Consider the following 21,447-nt stretch of genomic DNA (forward strand, 5'->3'; position numbering starts at 1 on the left):
GGGCTATTTTTAAAATATTGCATAGGAACATCTCTATTCCTAATCCCGTTCCTATGCAAACATAACCTCCTTATGATTAACTCCAGTAACCATAAGGACACTTTAGCGCTGTTGATTTCTTATAAACAAATAATAAAAGGTAGACCCCTCTTATGAAAGAGATGTCTACCTTTTATTGTTTTAACTGGTCCTACTTTAACCGGATTAAAGCCTGTTGAAGTGGCTTTTCCACCTTTCACTCCAGCTTCACCTTTATTCTCTTCTTCTTTTTCGTGGAAAAAAGGTAATTTCAACTTAATTTTCAATTTCTCTCCTATTATTCTGATACTTTCCGACACTTCATCAATTGGAAGATAATTATCACAATTCACATCATGTTCAGCATCTTTTGAAGGTAATCTATAGTAAGGATTTTCCCCTCCTGCATGTACCACCTGTCTCATACAATCCATACAATGAAAGGTCCCAGTGTTTTTCATTTCCATCGTGACATTTTTACAATTCACTTCTGTTCCTTTACCTGTAGTGTTATTCCTTATATAATATGCCTCTCTCATAGGTTTACTTCTACCCATGCAAATGCCTCCAGTTTCATTGTTTTTCTGTATATTAAAATCATAACAATATTGGAATTGTATGTCATTTCAAGTGTCAAGCAATCTCATAGATTACCGGAATACAAACCGTTAACTATGTATAACAAGGTCAATGCATACAAAAAACTTTATATATTACCCTGTAAATCAAAGTGGAAAACATAAGATTTCTTCAGATCACGCAACATAATCTTTTAAATAGCACTCACCTTTTCGTAACATGTTCAATAACTTCTCTAATTCTTGACTTACTTGAATGACTTCCGGGGAAGTGAGAAAATAGTGTTTTGTTAGTTGAATCATTTCTTCTCTCTTTTTCTTTACCAGGTATCTTGGTGTTATACATTTCTGCATTCATTAGACAACCAACCTTTTATATAAAACTTCTCTATTTCACACGATTCGTTTTTAACGATAAAATTCTATATGTCACATGTATTATTTTTTGTTACCTTTTGTTACCTTCGGATAAGGTAGCTATATGTTAGAATGTTAAAGTATTCACACCCAAGCTATGTACAGGGTTACCACTAAAGAGTCCCTATTCCCCTAGGGACTCTTACATTTTAAATGTCTGGTTATATTCCGAAACAAGCCTAACTTCAAAAAAACTCCCCTTTCTTTTATCTGTGTTGGAGCTATCATATATGATGTGATTTTAAATAAAGAAGTGATATCACTTGGTATTCTAGCCCTAATTATTCTTCTAACAATATCATTTTATATAATTATAATGATACATACATTTTGTTGTATAGGATTGTATTTTATTCTTTTTAGACTTGAATTGCGGCATATCATTTTGTTTCTTGAAAAAACGTGAAAAAGCATCTGCGAGGTTTTTCAATGAGGATTGAAGAGCGGTACTATCTACTTCTTTTAACCAAAGCGTATCTTGTCGTTTTTTTAATTGCGTAAGCTCGGCAGAGCAAGAAGGATAGGTTAATCCTTTTCCCGCTTCTTTATACGTATCATTCCAAAGAGCAAGAAAATGGTTAAATACAAAGCGACTGCAACCAATCGTTTTAGCAATTAATATTTCTTGTTTCTTATTTGGGTAGATACGAAATTTATATGCTTTATTTACTAACATAGGTTGCACCTCACTTTTTCATAGTATATCTACAGTATACAAAAAACGTAGGCTTACGCCTACTGACATTCATCTCCCACCTAAAATTGGTGTTTCACACCTTCACATTTTTGAGGAAGGAGTCTTCTGTCAAAAAACGATAAAGCACAAACTAATTTTCCGCCTCATTGTTTACTTCCTTTCCATTTATATCCTTTTCCCCGTACCGTAAGGAGAAACTGAGGATCAGAAGGACTAGGTTCGATTTTCTGACGAAGACGACTAATATTCACATCTATTACTTTTGTGTTACCTACACAACTTATACCCCATATTTTATTTAAGAGTTCATCACGTGAAATTGGTTTTATGGAATTTTCCATTAAATATTGTAAAATAATATGCTCTGTTGGAGTTAAATCAATTACTATCTCATCCCTATATAATTTTTCTTGCAGAAGATCTAACTGAAATGGTCCCGAATGAATCGATTTCATATCCCTTTTATTTTCTTTTACCCTTCTTAGCAATGCTTGTACACGTGCTACTAATTCAATTATACTAAATGGTTTTTTAATATAATCATCTGCTCCAATTGTCAAACCGTGTACCTGATCTTTCTCTTGAACACGTGCCGTTAATATAATAATACCAATCTTTTCATTGTCTTTTCGTATTCTTTTGCATATTCGAAAACCATCTATTCCTGGTAACATAACATCAAGTATTACAATATCAACATTATGATTTTCTAAAAGCTCAAGAGCTTTTTCACCTGTATCGGTTTCTAAAACATTGAAACCAGCACGCTTCATATTTAATGTAATAAAATTACGAATTGTTATCTCATCTTCTAATACTAAAATTGTTGTCATACTCGCCGCTCCTTTTCTCTTGTTGATAATCGGCTATGTGTTTGATATAAGATTTAAGCTTCTGGTAGTTTAATTTTTTTGAAATTGCATATACATGAGCTCTTGTTTTCCATATGTATCAACTCCTAGGAGGCACCATATATTTTGATCAACTTAAGAATCTAGTAAAAACTTCATCCTTTCTATTTAGCTTTTTAGAAAGAATAACGTGGGGATAGTAAAGATTTTAAGTTGATGGACATGGGGCGGTATCCCTAGTTTATCAGTTTTATATTAAGTAAGTGATAGGACTTTTTCGTCTGTAATTTCATTTTCCCGCCAACCGCACCACCAAACAATTTATTACGTGAAAATGAAATGTGTTCCATCGTTTTTTCTATAATTTTCGCGTTTTTATATACACTTCGAAACGCTTTGACTAGATAATCCAAGTTCTCTTCTGGTCCACCTAAATAAGACTGAATTTTCCGACTCTTACTTATGCATCTTCCAGCTGATACATAAGTAACCGATACCAATCGCAACCCTTTCACAACTACTTTAGTGGATTTCTCTAGTTCTTTTTCAAACTTATTAGATGCCACAGTCTCACTTCCTTTGCATCAACTATGAAGAATTACTCGCTCCTTTTTAATTTTTTTTAGATGCTTTTCTAGTTCTGAAGGCTCTAATCCATAGAGTTGTCTTCTTCCATCCTTGTAAAATCCGCAATCGATCAGCTGACTAATGATACGCTGTTTTTTCTTTCCACATGATAAGTATGTTGTTCTAGCTTTTTTGGGTCTTTTGCATACTTTCAAGAAATAAATTCTTGTGTTGCCATTTCTACAAACTGAATATCAGACTCTACAAGGTAACGAATATATGCCGTTTTCGTTTTCATATATTCATCTTCATTTTTCCATCTATGATGGCTGCCGTCACAAAGTACAAAAAAGGAAACGTTTCTCAACTGACTTACCAATTTATTCGTTTGACCCTTCGGATTAAATATTTCTTTCGCTTTTTTATGTGCCTGTAACACTTTGTCTTTCGAACATCCGCATACAAGTAAATAATGTGGTATGATTAAACTCATTTTGCTATCTCACCTCTCTATTGCTCTCATACACAATCCAGAAAGGATAAGAACAAAGAGCACGCGTCGATTCTCTACACGCTAACATGATTTGAAAAGCATGATAAGAAGGATGATCCTTTTCCAAATGGCTAGTGCTATATTCTAAAAAGCCGTCATTCTTCTCACCTTGTACAACAAACGCCTTAAAATCGGATAAATGAGCCTGTTCTTTATGCTTATCCTTAATATAAAGGATTGCTCCACTTAAAAATGAATGTGTAGTTCTCACCCACGTTAATCCAGCGCCTTCATGAATCACTTGTTTTGTCATTTCCATTGCGAGTTCCTGTGCTTGCTTTTTCGTTTGAATATCAGCAATTCCATTCGAAACAATCATTTCTTTCACCCTTTCGTAGTTATGTAGTTTTCATATAGCTAAATACAATACAACTAACCAAAATGGCATTATCATTAGAAATCCATTTCTAATCCCTTTTGCAATAGCCAATGGATCATCATTACAGTATGGCATTTCCTTTTCTTCAACCCGCTGCAACATCTTTTTTTGGGGTGAAAGGCTCATATTGAATCTCCTTTCCTTTCAATCTGTTTTCATTTTCCATAACAAACTACCACCAAAACAGCCTATACAATAAATCATAATAAATTTTATGCAAATTTCTATAATTGCATCCATCACTTCCCAGTATCCTCTCCTCGCAATTAACATTTATTTCAGAAAAACCCCACGGTAAGAAAAGTCAGACAAGAAAAGAGCCAGAGTTTACCCCGTTAAGAGTAAATCGGCTCTTTAATATTCAAAGGACGTAAGGAACATAAACTTGTTGAATGTAATCCAGCAAACTTTTATTCTCCTAAGAAATTGATATCTTCCCAACCCAAAGGCGAATATCGTATGCTAGGGAATTTTTCATTTAAGAAACTTGGTTTTTCCAAAACGCTGGCGGTACGCCTTTATCGATTATTCGCAAACTACAAAAGGAGCTTAATGCCTTAATTTCACCAATTACTTAATAATTAAAGATACAATTCCTAAAATTATACACAGTATCCCACCTAAAAATTGCCCTAGTCCAGACGCCTCCCCTAAAATTAAGAGATTGAAAATGTTTTTTCTTGTTTGCGTTTTTCCTACAAATGCATCATCTTTTTTCATTTTATATATACCCCATAATACTAAGACTACTCCAAAAAGTATAAATAATAGTTTTAACATCATAATATATTTACCTCTATTCATTAGTTGTATTTTGCTATATTGCTTGATTCTTTCTCTTCAATCGATAACTTAAAAACCACAGATATTCTAGAGGCTAATAAAACAGATGGATAATATTTTTGTTTTTCTAACGAAATAATCGTTCTTGAAGATACAAATACTTCATCAACTAACTCTTGTTGTGTTATTCCATATTTCAAACGTAACTCTTTTATTCTATTTTTCATAGAAATCTTCTAATTAAAGAAAACTATTATAATATTTTTTAGCTAATGTATTCGTAATTAGACAGCATATCATAATGAGAAATAGCCCAGTATTAATCGGAATTATAATCCATTTTGAAAGAAACATCATAAGAATAATCATAACCATAAGAATACTTATGGTTATATGTGCAGCTTTTCCATCTATTAAATCAACCCTTTCATCATATTCCTTTGATTGCTCTCTTTCTAACTGTTTAGCATTAGTTTTATGTTTAGTTTGAGAAACTAAAGCAAAAATTAAAAACAATACGCCCGTAAGTATCTTTAAATTCCCCAAATAAAACCCTTCAGTAAGCTCAGCTGCAGTATGATCATAAATTATTTCAAAAAAACCCATTGCAATAATTGCAAACGAACATAAATAAAGCTCTTTCCATCTATTTTTCAAACAAATCACTCCTAACACAGCCATATATTCAAAGTTTATTTAAAAGTATATTTTAATAAATATCTTCTTTTTTACATCCTTCATTAGTTAGTGAATAGTACATACTATCCTCAAAAGATATTAATATAATCTCAACCCAATATCAATTCTTTTTTTATAATTTTTATAAAAAAAGAATTGATATTGGGTTTTTAATGACATTTTTCGACAAAATATTTACTTTTAGCAATTATCAGTTTACAATGATTATAACTTAATAGACATACTACATAATGTGTAATAATTACTTAGTTGAACATATAGTTATCAAAATAGGGATTGTTAAATAATCCTACAGATGATGAACGAATACTCATTACGGATTAACATCCGGAAATATAAGGAAACTTAAATTCCAGAAAAGATGTGTGATTAGTATGCTCAAGTTTAGAAGATTACTAATTGGTTGGTGAAGTGTAGGGAATACACCAGATTCATGGATTTGATCAGATGTACAAAACTTGACGAGAGGTATATATATAAAGTAGGCTATGACTCTTTTGTTTATTGTCCAATTGGATTTATTGCAGAGTATTTTAGGCTTGCTATGCTAAATACACAAGATATATATAGGAGGTTCCCCTTTTTGAATCCGAATAATCGTTTAGCAACAAATCAAGGTTCTCCTATAGTAGATAACCAAAATTCTCGTACAGCTTGATCTTGTAATCGTTTTTGTTGCTGTTGTTTTGTTAATCGATGAACAATTACACGAGCTGGCACTTTATCAATCATTTCTACATAAGCATCAGCTATTTTACATGTTTGTCCTGGTTGAAGGGAGTTCATTAACGTCTCCATATCTATCTGTATATATTCTGTACCTTTTTTAATTCTTCCGTCTTGAAAATAATCAAGGTTAGGATTTTTTTGATAAATACGTGTATTCGACTTGATACGAGAGATATAGTAGGCCTCTTTATCTTGTATATATTGAAGGTCTTTTAAATGAAAATAACCTAAATCTCAGATACATAAATCATTTGCTGTCACAGTTGGGACACACAGAAAGCCGTAAGTGCGATCATGTTGTTTACCTGGACCTGTATGAATATGTAGGAACTGTCCACTTAAAATGCAGTTGAATCTAAAATACGAATACGCTTGAAAACAGAAGTGTATGGAGAAGAAATTGGCATAGATGCGGCCAATTTTTTGCTTAGTAGTTCGGCTAGTAGGTGTTGTAAAAGTTGGACGGCCGCCTTATTAAATCGTTGATTCAGTCCCTCAGGAATGATGAATACTTCTGTTGATGCTTCTAAACAGCTAGATAACTAAGTTAAAGAAGCCATAGCTATATTTTGGCTCACCCATACACATAAAGCTACTAAATCTTTTGCTTGATACTTACTAGTTCGTTGTACAAAAACAGCATCTCTAGCAAGATCCCGTAAGGTATTTGGAGATAAAAAACTTTGAATCTCTTGAGCAAATAATTGTAATTCGTCAGACACAGAAACAGTAGCGTATATTTTCATTTCAGGAGGCATTTCTTTTTATTAGCTTGATAGCGATGTGGTGGGACCCCTTTATAGAGAAAAGAAATGAGATAGAATAATAGGTTTAATGAAAAGAGCCCTAAAGAGATAGGGGCTCTTTAGGGCACGCCTAATCGGATAAATTGATTAGGAGGAATATGAATATTTTAACATATAGATGACTCATCTGAAGGTAACAAAAAGATAACAAATGAGAATGTATGGCTATGTGTCCATCTTGATTGAATACGAAAAAGAGATTGTACAAAAAGAAGTAGAAACAGTTGTTGGATTAGGCTTTACAATGGATGGATTATACGTTAGTTCTGAGGATGAGAAAGCCAATTATCCTAAGTTCTATCGTAAAATGTTAGACCAATTAGCAAAGGCTCAGAACGTTGGAACAAACAACGTATTCGTGTAGCGAACCAACGTAAGAATTTTCTTCATCATAAGTCTACAGAGTTAGCTCGGTTGTCTTAGGACTAATTCGTTAGCTATCAAAAGTAACGACTAACCGAGAAGCCCCCACTTCAAGTAAGCTCGTAAGAGCTACTAAGTGGCGGGTAGTTCACGGGAAAGACCTATATCCCTATGAAATCAAGGTTTGTTACGTTTATAAATTCCTTAGCGTATAATTTTCTCAAAATGATATGGTGACCCCAAATAGTCTTCGATAATCTATTGGGTATATTTGTATGCATCCCCTATATAAATCCTAGGGGATTGTTTGCATGTTGACTTTGTTTTTATGTACAATAAAGGTAAAGATATAGTCTGAAACAGGAAGAGGAAAACCATGTCCAATTCATTAGTAAATTTACGTATCGATTTTGCCTTTAAGCAGTTATTTGGCACAAATGGGAATGAAGATATTTTAGTTGCCTTTTTAAATGCCATATTAAAAGATTCTTTAGAATCACCTATTGTTTCCCTGCAATTAGAAGATCCACACTTACATCGAGAATATGAAGAAGATAAATTATCGATTTTAGATATTTCGGCTACATTAAATACAGGAACAAAGGTAAATGTAGAAATACAATTGAATAACAATCACGATATGATCAAACGAAGCTTGTATTATTGGGGAAGGTTATACACCTCTCAATTGCAAAAAGGAATGCCTTATAGCTCACTTCATAAAACGATTACCATTAACTTGTTAAACTTTGTGATGTTTCCAGAATATGAAGCGTTTCATACAACAGGAATCCTTTGGAATCAGCAACAACAAAAGTTATTAAGTGACGATATAGAAGTTCATATTGTAGAGATTCCAAAGTTACTACAGCAATGGCGCGAAGAGAAAGTCAATCCGTGGGAAGATTCGTTTGTTCGTTGGTTATTATTATTACCAGCGAATGAAGATGAACATCTCACACAAACATTGGAGGACATTGCCATGAACCAAGATCCGATTTTACAAAAAGCAATGAATAAGTGGGAACGTATGAGTCAAGATTCTTCTTTCCGTCAAGCATATGAAGCAAGAGAAAAGGCCTTAATGGATGAGGCTGCAAAGTTTGCTCATGCTCGTAATGAAGGGAAAAAAGAAGGAATTCAAGAAGGAATTCAAGAAGGGGTTCAGCAAGGGAAAATACAGATGATTAAAGGTATGCATGAACTTGGTGTACCACTTGGAACGATTGCTAAAGCCAGTAAATTAGGCATAGATGAGGTTGAACGTATTTTAGAGCAAAAATAATCAACATCAAAAAAAGAACCTATTAATTGGGTTCTTTTTTTGAGCTATTTGTCAACTAAGGGTAGCATCAAATAATTTTTTATAAGTAGTAATATAAACTTATATTATGACACTTAACTTTATTTTCTTATTATTGATGAGATCGCTCATTTAAAATTGCATTATATAAAAACTGTGCATACTGTTCCCGTGTAACTTTCATATCCGGAGCAAATTCCCCTTCACCAATACCTGCTGCAATATGGTTTGATTGTACGGCACTAATTGCATCTTTTGCCCATCCTCTCGAAAAGGGGGAATAAGGGGTTCAGCCGAGATATATACGTTATTTTAACCAAGAAAATTAAAATATGAATTTAAAAGGGCCCTTACGTTGAGTATATGTATTCAACGTAAGGGCGAAGTATTTTTGGTTTGAAATAAAGCTTGATTAAAAACAACTTAGGGATCTGTGTAGCCGATTTCCTTAACGTACAGAAAATTGGCTTGTTGGTTCGTTACTCGTTAAAAATGTTTGTAAAGCTTCTAGAGGTTATATCAACTTGCATTTTATTTGCCAGAATACCATTTAGCTAACCACTCATTCCATTTATCTTTTTGAATAGTAATGGCAAATATAGTGTTTTTATCAGGCTTGTCAGTAAGACATACAGTTGTATCATTAACAGATAAATATTGTCCGTGGTTATTTTTTAAAGAGAAGCTTTCAAATCGACAATTAACAAGTGTCCATACTTGTCCATACTTGTCCATAAGCGCGAAATCCTGTAACGCCCACCTCACCATTTGCAGATGTAAGATAGGTTGTATTTGCTTCTATGTACACCTTATTAGATCCTTTTTCAATTGGAATAATTATAAATATACTCCTATCTTCTGGGATCCAATTAGATGAAGCAGAAATATTCGTACTATCCTCCCATGTCCGCATGACGTTATCCCTGTTTCTAATTTTCACAGAAATAGAAGAACATTATTCATTTTTATGCTGTGTAACGACGCCGAGTTTATGTCTCTTTATCTCAGCAAGCTCAGCAGAGGTATAACTAAAAATTCCAGATTCTTTTACTGGACTTGAAGTTATCGTTGCCAGTTTTCGTTTCTCTTCCGGTAGTGCACAAAAAAGTTTATCTAGGTCAAAAGAAGCACTACCTGGTTTTATATTTGGAAACTCCTGTCTAATAAATTTTAGAGCTAAAGGACCATTCATTTGACCACTATTGTCACTTTTCAAGTAATATGTTTGCCAATTCGTAAGCGCAATACCAGTATTCCCTTCATCTAATTGTTTTTGTGTAATATAATACATAGCATGTTTATTTAGATCTGAGGTATCAGGATTTAAGTCCACTATGATACCAGCTTGCTTAATCAGAAGTTGTTGACCATGTTTTATCGTTTTATATTCAACTTTCCCATCTTTATAGAAAAGTTTAATTCTCTTAGAAAAGTTTTGGTTTTTATAATAATCATACACACTAATACCAAATTCTCCTTTGTTAAAAGTAGGAGATTTGTAAGCACGGTTTTCATTGTTAGCTAGATAATCATTTTTAGCACTTTGCTCAGATAAAAAAATAACAAAAGGCTCTTTTAGAAAGGTATCATAGGTATCACTAAATGTTGTAAGAATCGTTTCTCTTGTATCAACGTCTGCTTTCGCTTTATGTTTTGTAAATGGGTTCAAGCTGAATACGATCCCCATCGCTATTCCTACAGGGGGAATTTTTTTTATACATCTCTTTATCTTTTCCTTCATGGATGTGCTCCTTACTTTCTAATTTATACTGTTTCCAACATATTTACATTCTTATCGGTAAGTTTATCTTAATTTAAATCCCTTTCAAAAGTCTTTCATAAATGTTACAAAAACATTTCATTGCTTCTCATACAAACACTTCAGTACTTTTGTAAGTAATTTCTTAAACTTAGACATACCGATAAGAATAAAAGGATTGATACATAAGTAAACCACCGATCATATAGTCTAAAAATACACTTTTGCGAAGAGCTTAACACCATGAATCTCAAAAACATAAGTGTGAGATTATTACTCGTACAGTTATTTTCTCTCGTACTGGAACTATTTATATCTTCCTCCAGGATGCTATTCTTACCTAGGTTTGTTGATGATAGTTTCGGTTTACTTGGAATTTCCGGTACTACACCTTTATTATTATTTATTGGTGTAATTATGACATATCTGAAGAAAAGGCCTTTGTATAACAAGAACGAGACAAACTATTCCTTTTAGTTAGTATCGATTAAAATAAAAATTTTGTTTTGGTGATACTTAAAAATCTTCGGTTAGTGAGTATGGGCCAAGCTAAAAAAATATAGAATACCGTAAAAAATTCGGAATTTTATACGATATTAATGTAAGACTTTTGTAACATTTATGAAAGACTTTTGAAAGGTATTTATACTAAGATAAACTTCGGAACGTTAAATGCAGTTTAACAAATAGAAAAAAATAGGGTAGCACAAAGTGAGGAGCACAATTATGAATGGAAAAGCAAAAAAAAGTATGCGAAAAGTCCTTCCTGTAGGGATTGGAAAGAAGGTAATCCCTGCAACAGCAGCATTAGGAATTCTTTTTTCTATGGCACCGATTGCAGAAAACAAAGCTAGCGCAGGGATAGGTACGGTAATAGATATAAGTATTACTGTATTAGGTGCTGTAGCAAACACTTATGAAGCACTTGGAATAAGCCCAGGGGATCGAGACCCTGGCACTCACATTGATGTATATGCAGAAAACGAAACTTACCAGGCTCCTAGTTTTACATCTGGGGAATTTAATATTTCCATGTATCATACACAAGGTGATTCGAATTTTCTTAAACCAGTTAAAGTACGCTATCCAAATGGAAGAATCGAAATTCATCAACTAAGATCTGGGCAGCAGCTTAAAATTACTGAAGCAGGTGCAATTATAGATTTAAACCCTAATGGAGCAAATGTCTCAGAACACGATCTTCTTTACATTACACAAGCACAATTAGACGAAGGAAAGACCGGAGTTGTGATAAATCAAGGCCAACATGCATTTGTAGAAAAAGCATCTGGTAAAAACCCGAGATTTCTTGGTCCACTTTATAAAAAATATGCAGAAAGCTGGACTCTAGATTGGGATGTGGTTGCTAGAAATTCGGATTACCTATATGGTCAGATAGAAAATAAATTATCAGATAAGCAAAAACAATTGATAACATTGACTTCAAAGCCAGTATCTAAAGATGTTCTTGACAGTTATGTTAATAATGAGCCTAAAGCTCGTGCAGATTTTTATGATCGATTATCTGATGTATTGGCGGAGCGTGTTAACGTCCTAGAGACATCTATTGCACTACCATTTACTACACTAAATGATGGTAAATCTTATCAAATTATCCCTTATAAAAAAGGAACGAATAAAGTAATCGTAAAAACAGGTTCAAAATACCTTTCAGGAAAAGAAGGAAACGGACTTCAATATTCCGATTCGCTTGGCGATGATGAAGTGTTTGAACTTGTTCAGACCGGCAATTCAAATAAAAATGAATTTCAGTTCCATTTGAAAAATAAGAATGGAGTAAGTTTGGCTGGTAATCAAAACATTCATGGATTCGCTACTGATTGGAGTTTCAAATCTGAAATTCGATTCCCTGATAAAAGCAACAATGAAATTAACAATTGGTTAATAGAGTGGTATCCGGGTAAAGAAAATGAGAGACAGAAGTATGACAAAATAGAGATGATAAAGCACGAAAAGGACCCTACTAAATATAGTGCAAAAGATTCCTCTGGAAACGTGATAAAGAACAGCTGGGTAAATCGAGATGATCAGTATTTCTTTGCAGATGCTGATGGAGCCCTTTTGACAGGCTGGCAAGAAATTAAAGGGAAGACTTATTATTTTACACCGCCTTATGGCAACATGGTTTCGGGAGGTAATTCTGATTCATGGATCGACAATAAGCCCTACCATTTTAATGATGACGGTGTTTTGCAACGCTCAGCATGGAGGGATAATCTTTACTATTCTGATGCCTCTGGAGCGTTTGTTAAAGAAGGCTTGAAAGATATAGATGGTAAAATTTATTACTTCCAAAACTTCGAGCCAAATAAAAAGGAAATACGTATAGAAGATCAAGATGTCATCCTTCACTTTTCCGACAAAGGTGTGCTTGAGAGAGTTTCTAATCTAAATGGAGAATCTATAAACAGCGATATTAATGTTCTGTTTGACAACAAAATATTAGCATTTAATAAAGACGGTTCGATTTTGAAAACAGGGATCAACAAAAAGGGGAAATCCCAGGCATATTATAGTTTAGAAGATGGAGTTTTCTATACCGGTTGGAAAATGATAGGCGATAAAAGATACTATTTCATAAATGGCTACAATGATGCGTTCAATAGGTATGAAGACATTGATGGAAAAAGATATTATTTCCATGAAGACGGCTCAGTTAACAAAGCAGGGTTCGAAAAAATAGATGGTAAGTTATACCACTTTGACAATAACGGCGTAGCACAAACGGGCTGGCAAACTATCGATAATAAATATTATTACTTCGATGAGAATGGGGCAGCTAAAACAGGATGGTTCCAAGTTGGTGGTGGATATAGACCTTTTCCTCTTGCATACGGATACCTTTGGTATTGTGCTAGAGAAGATGGTTCACTTTATGCAGACGCTTGGTTTAAAATCGACGGTAAAGATTATCACTTTGACAAGTGGGGACATAAAATGCCCTACTAAAATAATAACATGATGATAACAAGGGAATACTTGTATGCTGATATGTACTGCATTCCCTTGTTGTATGTATGCTATATTTAGCTCGACACGACAAAAAAATATTGTACGTTAAGGGCGAATCTTACATACAAAAAAGACGATTCAAGTATAAATGAATAATAAGATTATAAGAAACGAAAATAAATTTTCAGAGATTATAGGAGCGTGTTAATAATGATCGTAACAACAACTAATACTATTCAGGGTAAAGAAATTATTGAGTATGTAGACATCGTAAACGGTGAAGCAATTATGGGTGCAAATATCGTACGCGATATCTTCGCTTCTGTTCGTGACGTTGTGGGTGGCCGTTCTGGTGCATATGAAAGTAAATTAAAAGAAGCTCGTGACATTGCGATGGACGAAATGAAACAACTTGCGACGCAAAAAGGAGCAAATGCAATTGTTGGTATCGATGTAGACTACGAAGTGGTTCGCGACGGAATGTTAATGGTTGCGGTAAGCGGTACAGCTGTACGTGTGTAAATAGATAGAAAAGTAGCACCTCATTGGTGAACTGCACCTTCAATTGTTAGACATAACTAACAATTAGAGGTGCAGTTTTTTTATGGCCAAATATTCTTTGAAAACAAAATTAGATGCATAGATAGCACTCGTTATTAATGATTTTCCTAATAACCATTTCGTTTTAGTGTACGATAAATGGTGGTTCTATCAACATTTAAAAAATCAGCAATTTCCTGTTTCGTTTTTTCTTGATCAAGTAACTCGAGTATCAAATCAGTTTTAGACTTATTGATTTTAGGAGTTCTCCCCAGTTTCCCGCCATTTTCTACATATTTAATACGTCCAGCCTGTGTTCGCTCCAGTATATAGTTTCGTTCAATATCAGCAAATAAAGATAAGATTGTAACCATTACTTTAGTAGTCATGTCATCTTTCTTACGAGTATCAATGTTATCATTAATAGCGATGACCCCAACATCGTTTTTGATAAGTTTTTCATGAGTACGGATCATATCAGAAAGATTTCTTCCTAAACGATCTAATTTATAGACAATAAGTGTGGCCCCTATTTTTTGATAATAATTGCTTAACATAGATTTAACGCACAACTATTTATAATAATGAAAATGAGGTGATTAAGGTATGAGAATTCTTGTTGTTGAAGATGAGTTGGATTTACAGGAAGCTATCGCTGAGGGACTTAGAATAGAAGGGTATGCGGTTGATACCTGTAGTAATGGTAAAGATGCTTATGAACTGGCGTACGTTGAAAATTATGACTTAATAATACTTGACTTAAATCTTCCGAAAATGGACGGATTAAAGGTTTTAGAAAAGTTAAGAGAAGAAAATAAAGAATTAAAAGTATTAATCCTTAGTGCAAGAAGTAGCGTAAATGACAAAGTTAAAGGTTTAGATATTGGTGCGAATGATTATTTAACTAAACCATTTGCCTTTGCGGAATTGGAAGCAAGAATAAGAAATTTATTAAGGCGAAAATTTGTGCAGGAAAATAGCCTTTTATCTTGCGGTAATATAAATATTGATTTATCAAAACGCACAGCATTTGTGGATGAAAAAGAACTGATTCTCACAAAAAAAGAATTCGCATTGCTTGAATACTTTCTGCTTAATCAAGAACGAGTTGTTAGTCAAGAAGAATTGATTGAACACATTTGGGATGGAAATGCCGATGGCTTTAGTGGTGCTATTCGAGTTCATATAGCTACATTACGAAAAAAAATGAAAGCTCTTTTAGATTATGATCCGATACGTACAAAGATTGGTGAGGGTTATTTTATTACTAAAAATGATGGTGACGCTTGATGTTTAAAAAAATTCCAATTCGGCTGCGACTTACTGCAGTGATGATAATTTTATTAATGATTTGTTGTATAGGGCTTACATTAATTTTAAATTTTTATGCTGGTATAATGGCAACAAGAATTGATGCAGCCTCTCTATTACCTGCACTAGAAGTTGGTGAAGATAGCAATGTTATTGACAATCACCAAACGCCACCAAATGTCATGATGCCTATACCAAATGAAGATGCACAAAAAGCAAGAACGGATTTTCAGTTTGAAAGTGTTTTTTATATGCTTTTAGTCATTTTCGGTGGTGGCGTATTGACATACTATGCATCAGGCAAAGTGTTAAAACCACTGGATACACTAAATAGTCAAATTAAGAATAGGACTGTGCATAATCTATCAGAAACGATGAACATTCCACTAACCAATGATGAAATAGCTGAGCTAACGCAGTCTTTTAATGAAATGACGGATAAGCTAAACGATGCTTTTATGATGCAAAGTCGCTTTTCTGCAAATGCGGCCCATGAACTCCGAACGCCACTTGCGGTTTTAAAAACAAAGATTGATGTATTTAAAAAGAAAAACGCACATTCTACAGAAGAATATGATGCACTCATTAACGTTTTTGAAAAGCAAACACAACGATTATCTGAGCTTGTATTTACCCTTTTGGATATGACAAATATGAATGATGGATTTGAGGATGGAACCATCTGCTTGAAGGATGTTTTTGAAGATATTGTTTCCGAACTTTCTCATATTGCTGATGAACAAGAGGTTAAACTATATTTGGATTGCGCTGATAGTGTTGTTTACGGAAATATAGATTTACTTTATCGAGCGTTTTATAACCTTGTTGAAAATGGTATTAAATACAATATCGACGGTGGTAAGGTAATGATTAAAGTTAAATCGGATAAAAAGCAGGTAATGGTTGAAATTAAAGACACGGGAATTGGTATCCCCGATGAGGAAAAAAAGAATATATTTGAGCCGTTTTACCGAGTGGATAAATCACGCTCTCGTGAATGGGGTGGCTCAGGCTTAGGACTTTCCATTGTGCAAAATATCATAACCAAGCACAATGGAAACATCGTAGTTACGGATAATGAGAACGGCGGTACTTGTTTCGAAATTACACTTGGTAAAATAAAATAAGAAAATGAAAAAGGCTTTGAATGGTTGTTGAACCTTTTTATTTAAAGCCTTATTTTGTGAATTTTTAAGAAGTGTTTCTCTTAACAAGGATTTAACATGGATTTTTATATACTGGTAACATCAAATAGAAAGGATGCAGGCAAGCAGGCTCAATTGTAATATTATAGAATCTATCTATCGTATGGTAGAGGTTAAAAACATTCTAGGAGGAATTTAATATGAAGAAAAAATTAACAATTGCTACACTTGTGCTAGGGTTATCTGTTGTTGGAGGATCTGTATATGCTGCGAGCAACAACGACATGTGGGAAAATACTAAATCCAGTGAAACTGTCAACTTAGAAGAAATGGCTAAAGAAAAAGGGATCACGTTAGATGAACTAACTGCTCAGCTTGAAAAAGAAGGAAAGCTGACAAAAGCTGCTGAAACAACTGTGGCTACCGAAATAGCGGCAGATTCAAAATCCAGTGAAACTGTCAACTTAGAAGAAATGGCTAAAGAAAAAGGGGTCACGTTAGATGAACTGATTGATCAGCTTGAAAAAGAAGGAAAGCTGACAAAAGCTGCTGAAACAACAGAGGCCAAGCAAGTAGAAACAAGCAATAAATAATATATAGAGTAACTGGAGCTGTCACAAAAGTAAACTTCTGCTAAGAGGGAGCTTTTGAAACAGCTCTGTTGTTCGTGAGAAGAGAAAAAAATATGGAGATCAAGAGTACAAACTAACCGTTATCGGTATTTATAATGCGGGGTATGATGATTTCTTTGAATAGCAAGAAAGTGGAATCCATCTTATATGAGGTGGTCTTTTTTATTCGTAAGGTGTCATATACAATTATACCATGTGCCAAGATCGAGCTGCATAGTATCAAAAATTCAGACCCTATAGGTTCTATTTGTCATGTACATTTTTATCATGTATGGGTTAGTCTAGTGAAAAAATAATTAATATTCATCTACAGTTGGCTGTAATGAGTTCTTAAGTTGATGGATATGTATGGTAACCCCTAACGTAGGAAAATCGGCTTTTTATTTTCCAAAAAATGTCTTATCGTGGGTTTTATGTCATTTGGTTGGCGGGACCCCATGTCCATCAACTTAAGAATCTATACTACCACCAAGAGTAAAAAAACGTTATTCCTTCTAAACAAGCTAGATAGAAAGGATGTCGTTTTTTATGAATCTTTCGATTCAAGATGAACTACAATTATTTGCTGAAGAGCTACGCCGCCATTTAACCCCTTCTCTTTTGGAAGACCTCGCAAAAGAATTAGGTTTTGTAAAAAGAAAACGAAAATTTTTTGGAAACGAATTAGCTACCAATTGTATCTGGGTGTCAGGCCGCTCTGTATCGACTTGAATAGAGTTCTTTTTATTTGTAATTAAATCCCAGAATCGATTCCATATCTGTATATAAAAGAAACCGAAGTCTTGGTTCAGACTTCGGTTTTTCAACGTATAATAAATTACACAAATTATTAATCACTGCCTAAATGGCTCCCCCATTTAGCGACACCTGTTTATGCTTTTTGAAACTTTACCATCTAAGTATTTAATAACGTGTAGCATAAACTTCTTGATATCTAATATTAACATTTAGATATATTAATTAATAGTCTTGTTTACTCTATTAATAATATTTAGAATTTAAAAAAGGAAGGGTATATCAAACACCTGAAAATCACAAACGTATGGAGGACATGAATTTGAAGTTTAAGAAAACAGTATTAGGACTCCTATCTGGTATCTTTTTAACGATGACAGTAGGTAATGCAGCAGTAGCAGAAACTGATCCAGTCAATGAAAAAGCTTATATGGCCGCTTTTGAACAGTTGGTTGTAGAAATGGATAACGGTCAGATTCAAAATGAAGAAGAAGGTAATAAAAGATTTGATGAGTTAGTAATTGAAAAGGAAAGCAATCCTAATACACGAGTAAAACGTAGTGCTAGTATTGCAGGTGCTTTAGGAAAAAGTGCTGAAATGCAAGCATGTCTGAGATCAATAGGTGCTTATAAATGTGGGCAAGCAAGATTAAATGTTAATGCAGCTATTAATATGGCTAAAGCATATTATCCAAGCAGTACTCATAATGGAAAAGGGGACGCATTTAGACATTCCTATTGGAATGCTCTTATGTGTAAAAGTATAGGTTGCTCTAATGCTAAAATTGTAGCAGATAACCATGAAAGATATAATCCAGGTCCTCAAAAAGAACATGATATGGATTACTATAATAATCAAAAAGGGCGCGACATGTATCAATGGAGAGTGCATAACGGTTGGTCTGTAAGTCCGCAAGCTATGGCTGATAATTTAAGACAAGATATACGTAATGGACTTTTAAAATATATTAGTTATCAGTATGACTCTAACGGGTCACTCTGGTGGACAAATCAATAAACCATTAATTTGAGGGGACCTAAATTATGAAAAAAATTTATATACTTTTTTCAGGATTGGTATTTTTATGTTTATGCCTAGTTATAATCATATACTATAATAATTATACAAAAAATGAGTATATCATTTTCAGTTCATCAAAGAATCCTATTCTGATTGAAAAATTAGAAAAAAATAAAATCCCCTACAAAATCGATAAAAGTGGAAATGTAAAAATCATGGAAAAGGACACTGAAAAAGCAACGCTTTGTTGCACCTAACCCATGATAAACCATATAAAAAAAGGTCTGCTCATACTTGAGCAGACCTTTTTGGTGAAAATTGATTCTGTTGGATTAAATCTATAGGTTTTGTTGCAAAGAATTTTAAATAGAGTTAACCTGTAGGGCACACTATACATGAGGTCACCATATCATTTTGAGAAAATTGTACGCTAAGGCTATATCCCTTGATATAACAAAGATTTCGTTATAAGAACCGAAAACGGTCGTTTAAGGAACTTTGTTAACGTACGAAATTCGCGTTTCGTTATCGAGACCCCATCGCCGTCAAGTTAAGAAATTAATTGTTCCCCCTAAATGAAAATTTTCTTTCTCTACAGGTAGTTATTCTGAGAAGTCAGCTCATTTTTTCGTTTTGAGGACATTTATTTTTCTTAAGTTGATGGATATGGGGTGCAAAGCGTTTTTTCAAGAAAGCTTTGCAGTTTTTTCATGTTTCAAAGCCCCGTGTGATTACAGTGGACAAAAACCCGGCCTATCCTATAGCGATTGAAGAGTTGAAGACAGAGAAAAAGATGCCTGTAGGCATCCAAATAAGGCAGGTAAAATACCTTAATAACATTGTAGAGCAAGATCATCGTTTTATTAAAAAGAGAGTTCGTTCAATGTTAGGATTGAAATCTTTTCGTACAGCTAAATCTATTCTTTCAGGAATAGAAGCGATGCATATCATTAAAAAAGGCCAACTTATTTTACGGGACAAGTCTGTCCAGAATGAAGTGAAGTTTATTCATCAACTATTCGGAATGTCTGCATAAGAATAGATGCCATTAGGAATATATATATACCTCTTTTAAATAAATGCAATCTTTGCACCAGAACCGTTTGAAGTGCATTTCTCATAGATAAAAAAGAGTTGTTCGATTGAACAACTCTTTTTTATCTATAATTTTATTTATAATTAGAATTTGTCAAAAAGGATATAAAACATAATATACTTACATTGACTATAAGCGCAAATATAGTCATAAAATCATTTAAAGGCATTAGTAGAAAGAAGAGTGTAAATATTGCTGAAACAAGTGGAATAAATTTTTGTGAATTACTAATCTCTTTATTTTTATGTAGCTGATAAGATTTTAAAAAGATGATTAATAAAACAAAAGATGTCGGAACTAATCCTAAATATCCCCAACCATCTTCAATAAACCATGGTAAAGAGCGCATTCGAGATGTGAAAATAAATAAATTTAATATTAACATACTAGCTATTATAATATTTAAACGCGAAATGATTGTTATTTTCTTCATTTTAATTACTCCCCAAAATTTAATTTATTTAAGATTTTTGCTGTGACATCAATCAAAGATTACTTAATAAGTTTTTTCAGGTGAATCTATTATAATTATTTTGTTATTTCTATAAATCTTTTTTCAAGTTCATTTAATTCAAATGAACTACATATTCTATGATTTTCTTTGTTTAAAATTCGGTAATGTTGAGAAAGGATGTTTTGTTGTATTTTATAACCATTCAACTCTTTTAGTTCTCGCCACCATAGTTTTCCTCCTAAAGTCTTTGGGAAACTATTATTATAATTTGTAAAAGCAATTGTTTTGATAATCTCGTTAATATCGTCTCCAAAAGTCATATGGACTATATCGCTATCTTCAAAAAGAGTGACCACACATACTGCGCCTGTCCATGTGAGACTGCGTCTCCCTTTTTCTATTTCTATTAAGGTTTTTTTGGATAAACCGATAATTTCAGACATTTTATCTTGTGATAAATCATTTTCAATACGAATAAGTTTTAATTTTTCATTTACTAATTGAATAAATTCTTGTTTATCCATAATATCTCTCCTTTTCTTATGGTGTAATTTTACACTATAAGAGTGTTTTTGTCTATAATAGTGTGATTTTACACTTTGATTTTGTGATATTTATTTTTTAAAAACAGGAGTTCCACCACATCGCTATCAAGCTAATAAAAAGAAATACCCTCAAAATGAATAAAATACGTTATTCTTTCTGTAGAATCATAGGAAAGGATGGCGTTTTTTGTATGTCTATTTCTGTATCTGACGAACTACAACTATTTGCACAGGAGATTCAGAGTCTGTTATCCCCAAATACCTTACAGAATCTAGCTAGAGATGCTGGGTTTGTACAGCGAACAAGTAAGTATCGAGCACAAGATTTAATAGCTTTATGCGTATGGATAAGCCAAAGTGTAGCTACTCTGTTCTTCTATCATGTTTCAAATGTGCCAATTAGGGGTCACCATACACGCCCATCAACTTAAGAGTGTACCAAACTGAACTTTTGTTCAGCCGGGTTAAAACATTCTTAAAATAGAAGTATATT

Annotated in this window: 24 protein-coding genes and 8 pseudogenes; 13 read left to right on the forward strand and 19 right to left on the reverse strand. The window is 33.4% G+C overall.

Annotation, left to right across the window (positions count from 1 at the left end):
- Window positions 1-119 precede the first annotated feature (119 nt).
- The 13 genes and pseudogenes from EXW56_RS27135 to EXW56_RS27195 all read right to left on the reverse strand — a co-directional run.
- Window positions 120-575, reverse strand: a complete 456-nt coding sequence (locus EXW56_RS27135; RefSeq protein ID WP_215597697.1) for a hypothetical protein — start codon at window positions 573-575, stop codon at window positions 120-122.
- Between the two features lie 198 nt (window positions 576-773).
- The gene (locus tag EXW56_RS27140) at window positions 774-950 is read right to left on the reverse strand and encodes an aspartyl-phosphate phosphatase Spo0E family protein (protein ID WP_215597698.1); all 177 of its coding nucleotides are present in this window, start codon (window positions 948-950) and stop codon (window positions 774-776) included.
- 391 nt (window positions 951-1,341) lie between these two features.
- Window positions 1,342-1,689: pseudogene (locus tag EXW56_RS27145) on the reverse strand (helix-turn-helix domain-containing protein); the annotation flags it as partial.
- Window positions 1,690-1,853: 164 nt separating this feature from the next.
- On the reverse strand, window positions 1,854-2,543 hold the full coding sequence (locus tag EXW56_RS27150; protein WP_215597699.1) for a response regulator transcription factor: 690 nt from the start codon (window positions 2,541-2,543) through the stop codon (window positions 1,854-1,856).
- 254 nt (window positions 2,544-2,797) lie between these two features.
- Window positions 2,798-3,127 (reverse strand): hypothetical protein, encoded by a 330-nt coding sequence (locus tag EXW56_RS27155; protein WP_252188365.1) that lies wholly within the window; start codon window positions 3,125-3,127, stop codon window positions 2,798-2,800.
- 18 nt (window positions 3,128-3,145) lie between these two features.
- Window positions 3,146-3,343 (reverse strand): Fur-regulated basic protein FbpA, encoded by a 198-nt coding sequence (locus EXW56_RS27160; protein WP_078181894.1) that lies wholly within the window; start codon window positions 3,341-3,343, stop codon window positions 3,146-3,148.
- Window positions 3,340-3,621, reverse strand: coding sequence for a hypothetical protein (locus EXW56_RS27165; protein ID WP_215558651.1), 282 nt, complete (start codon window positions 3,619-3,621; stop codon window positions 3,340-3,342). The genes EXW56_RS27160 and EXW56_RS27165 overlap by 4 nt, the downstream gene beginning before the upstream one ends.
- Before the next feature lie 4 nt (window positions 3,622-3,625).
- Window positions 3,626-4,000, reverse strand: coding sequence for a hypothetical protein (locus EXW56_RS27170; protein WP_002107124.1), 375 nt, complete (start codon window positions 3,998-4,000; stop codon window positions 3,626-3,628).
- Between the two features lie 30 nt (window positions 4,001-4,030).
- The gene (locus tag EXW56_RS27175) at window positions 4,031-4,186 is read right to left on the reverse strand and encodes a hypothetical protein (RefSeq protein ID WP_215558652.1); all 156 of its coding nucleotides are present in this window, start codon (window positions 4,184-4,186) and stop codon (window positions 4,031-4,033) included.
- Between the two features lie 444 nt (window positions 4,187-4,630).
- Window positions 4,631-4,843 (reverse strand): hypothetical protein, encoded by a 213-nt coding sequence (locus tag EXW56_RS27180; protein ID WP_002107126.1) that lies wholly within the window; start codon window positions 4,841-4,843, stop codon window positions 4,631-4,633.
- Between the two features lie 20 nt (window positions 4,844-4,863).
- Window positions 4,864-5,070, reverse strand: a complete 207-nt coding sequence (locus EXW56_RS27185) for a helix-turn-helix transcriptional regulator (protein ID WP_215597700.1) — start codon at window positions 5,068-5,070, stop codon at window positions 4,864-4,866.
- Between the two features lie 13 nt (window positions 5,071-5,083).
- Window positions 5,084-5,500 (reverse strand): DUF2178 domain-containing protein, encoded by a 417-nt coding sequence (locus EXW56_RS27190; protein ID WP_215597701.1) that lies wholly within the window; start codon window positions 5,498-5,500, stop codon window positions 5,084-5,086.
- A 684-nt stretch (window positions 5,501-6,184) separates the two neighbouring features.
- Window positions 6,185-7,017: pseudogene (locus tag EXW56_RS27195) on the reverse strand (transposase); the annotation flags it as partial.
- A 226-nt stretch (window positions 7,018-7,243) separates the two neighbouring features.
- Between EXW56_RS27195 and EXW56_RS27200 the strand changes: the two are divergent.
- Window positions 7,244-7,488 (forward strand): annotated as a pseudogene (locus tag EXW56_RS27200) (RNA-guided endonuclease TnpB family protein); the annotation flags it as partial.
- Window positions 7,489-7,816: 328 nt separating this feature from the next.
- Complete coding sequence (locus tag EXW56_RS27205; protein ID WP_215597702.1) at window positions 7,817-8,725, forward strand: Rpn family recombination-promoting nuclease/putative transposase; 909 nt, start codon at window positions 7,817-7,819, stop codon at window positions 8,723-8,725.
- A gap of 130 nt (window positions 8,726-8,855) precedes the next feature.
- On the opposite strand, the pseudogene EXW56_RS27210 reads toward EXW56_RS27205, so the two are convergent.
- The 3 genes and pseudogenes from EXW56_RS27210 to EXW56_RS27220 all read right to left on the reverse strand — a co-directional run.
- Window positions 8,856-9,014: pseudogene (locus EXW56_RS27210) on the reverse strand (S-layer homology domain-containing protein); the annotation flags it as partial.
- A 429-nt stretch (window positions 9,015-9,443) separates the two neighbouring features.
- Window positions 9,444-9,656, reverse strand: coding sequence for a hypothetical protein (locus tag EXW56_RS27215; protein ID WP_215597703.1), 213 nt, complete (start codon window positions 9,654-9,656; stop codon window positions 9,444-9,446).
- Window positions 9,657-9,698: 42 nt separating this feature from the next.
- Window positions 9,699-10,484 carry a hypothetical protein gene (locus tag EXW56_RS27220; protein WP_215597704.1) on the reverse strand — a complete coding sequence of 262 codons (786 nt, stop codon included), beginning with the start codon at window positions 10,482-10,484 and terminating at the stop codon, window positions 9,699-9,701.
- 744 nt (window positions 10,485-11,228) lie between these two features.
- On the opposite strand from EXW56_RS27220, the gene EXW56_RS27225 reads away from it, so the two are divergent.
- Both EXW56_RS27225 and EXW56_RS27230 read left to right on the forward strand, forming a co-directional pair.
- Complete coding sequence (locus EXW56_RS27225; RefSeq protein WP_215597705.1) at window positions 11,229-13,472, forward strand: N-acetylmuramoyl-L-alanine amidase family protein; 2,244 nt, start codon at window positions 11,229-11,231, stop codon at window positions 13,470-13,472.
- Between the two features lie 213 nt (window positions 13,473-13,685).
- Window positions 13,686-13,997 carry a heavy metal-binding domain-containing protein gene (locus EXW56_RS27230; protein ID WP_002035317.1) on the forward strand — a complete coding sequence of 104 codons (312 nt, stop codon included), beginning with the start codon at window positions 13,686-13,688 and terminating at the stop codon, window positions 13,995-13,997.
- A 146-nt stretch (window positions 13,998-14,143) separates the two neighbouring features.
- Here the strand turns inward: EXW56_RS27230 and EXW56_RS27235 are convergent, their stop codons facing one another.
- Window positions 14,144-14,572, reverse strand: coding sequence for a recombinase family protein (locus EXW56_RS27235; protein WP_215558657.1), 429 nt, complete (start codon window positions 14,570-14,572; stop codon window positions 14,144-14,146).
- A gap of 49 nt (window positions 14,573-14,621) precedes the next feature.
- On the opposite strand from EXW56_RS27235, the gene EXW56_RS27240 reads away from it, so the two are divergent.
- From EXW56_RS27240 to EXW56_RS27270, 8 genes and pseudogenes are all read left to right on the forward strand, one after another.
- Window positions 14,622-15,305, forward strand: a complete 684-nt coding sequence (locus EXW56_RS27240) for a response regulator transcription factor (RefSeq protein ID WP_215558658.1) — start codon at window positions 14,622-14,624, stop codon at window positions 15,303-15,305.
- The gene (locus EXW56_RS27245; protein WP_215558659.1) at window positions 15,305-16,453 is read left to right on the forward strand and encodes a sensor histidine kinase; all 1,149 of its coding nucleotides are present in this window, start codon (window positions 15,305-15,307) and stop codon (window positions 16,451-16,453) included. Before EXW56_RS27240 ends, EXW56_RS27245 begins: the two co-directional genes overlap by 1 nt.
- Before the next feature lie 218 nt (window positions 16,454-16,671).
- A complete protein-coding gene (locus EXW56_RS27250) occupies window positions 16,672-17,064 on the forward strand; it encodes a hypothetical protein (protein ID WP_215558660.1) in 393 nt (130 codons plus the stop codon).
- 567 nt (window positions 17,065-17,631) lie between these two features.
- Window positions 17,632-17,808, forward strand: a pseudogene (locus tag EXW56_RS27255) (IS4 family transposase); the annotation flags it as partial.
- Window positions 17,809-17,860: 52 nt separating this feature from the next.
- Window positions 17,861-17,947: pseudogene (locus EXW56_RS28180) on the forward strand (IS6 family transposase); the annotation flags it as partial.
- 207 nt (window positions 17,948-18,154) lie between these two features.
- Window positions 18,155-18,856, forward strand: coding sequence for a DUF6973 domain-containing protein (locus tag EXW56_RS27260; protein WP_223260404.1), 702 nt, complete (start codon window positions 18,155-18,157; stop codon window positions 18,854-18,856).
- A gap of 26 nt (window positions 18,857-18,882) precedes the next feature.
- Window positions 18,883-19,116, forward strand: a complete 234-nt coding sequence (locus EXW56_RS27265; protein ID WP_070129367.1) for a hypothetical protein — start codon at window positions 18,883-18,885, stop codon at window positions 19,114-19,116.
- Between the two features lie 416 nt (window positions 19,117-19,532).
- A pseudogene (locus EXW56_RS27270) lies at window positions 19,533-19,895 on the forward strand (DDE-type integrase/transposase/recombinase); the annotation flags it as partial.
- A gap of 133 nt (window positions 19,896-20,028) precedes the next feature.
- Here EXW56_RS27270 and EXW56_RS27275 read toward each other — a convergent pair.
- On the reverse strand, window positions 20,029-20,388 hold the full coding sequence (locus EXW56_RS27275; protein ID WP_002107147.1) for a hypothetical protein: 360 nt from the start codon (window positions 20,386-20,388) through the stop codon (window positions 20,029-20,031).
- Between the two features lie 95 nt (window positions 20,389-20,483).
- On the reverse strand, window positions 20,484-20,933 hold the full coding sequence (locus tag EXW56_RS27280) for a helix-turn-helix transcriptional regulator (protein WP_002107148.1): 450 nt from the start codon (window positions 20,931-20,933) through the stop codon (window positions 20,484-20,486).
- Window positions 20,934-21,145: 212 nt separating this feature from the next.
- Between EXW56_RS27280 and EXW56_RS27285 the strand changes: the two are divergent.
- Window positions 21,146-21,319, forward strand: a pseudogene (locus EXW56_RS27285) (IS4 family transposase); the annotation flags it as partial.
- Window positions 21,320-21,447: the final 128 nt, after the last annotated feature.

It is taken from the genome of Bacillus mycoides, from assembly GCF_018742245.1.
In the GTDB taxonomy this organism is placed as follows: Bacteria; Bacillota; Bacilli; order Bacillales; family Bacillaceae_G; genus Bacillus_A; species Bacillus_A cereus_U.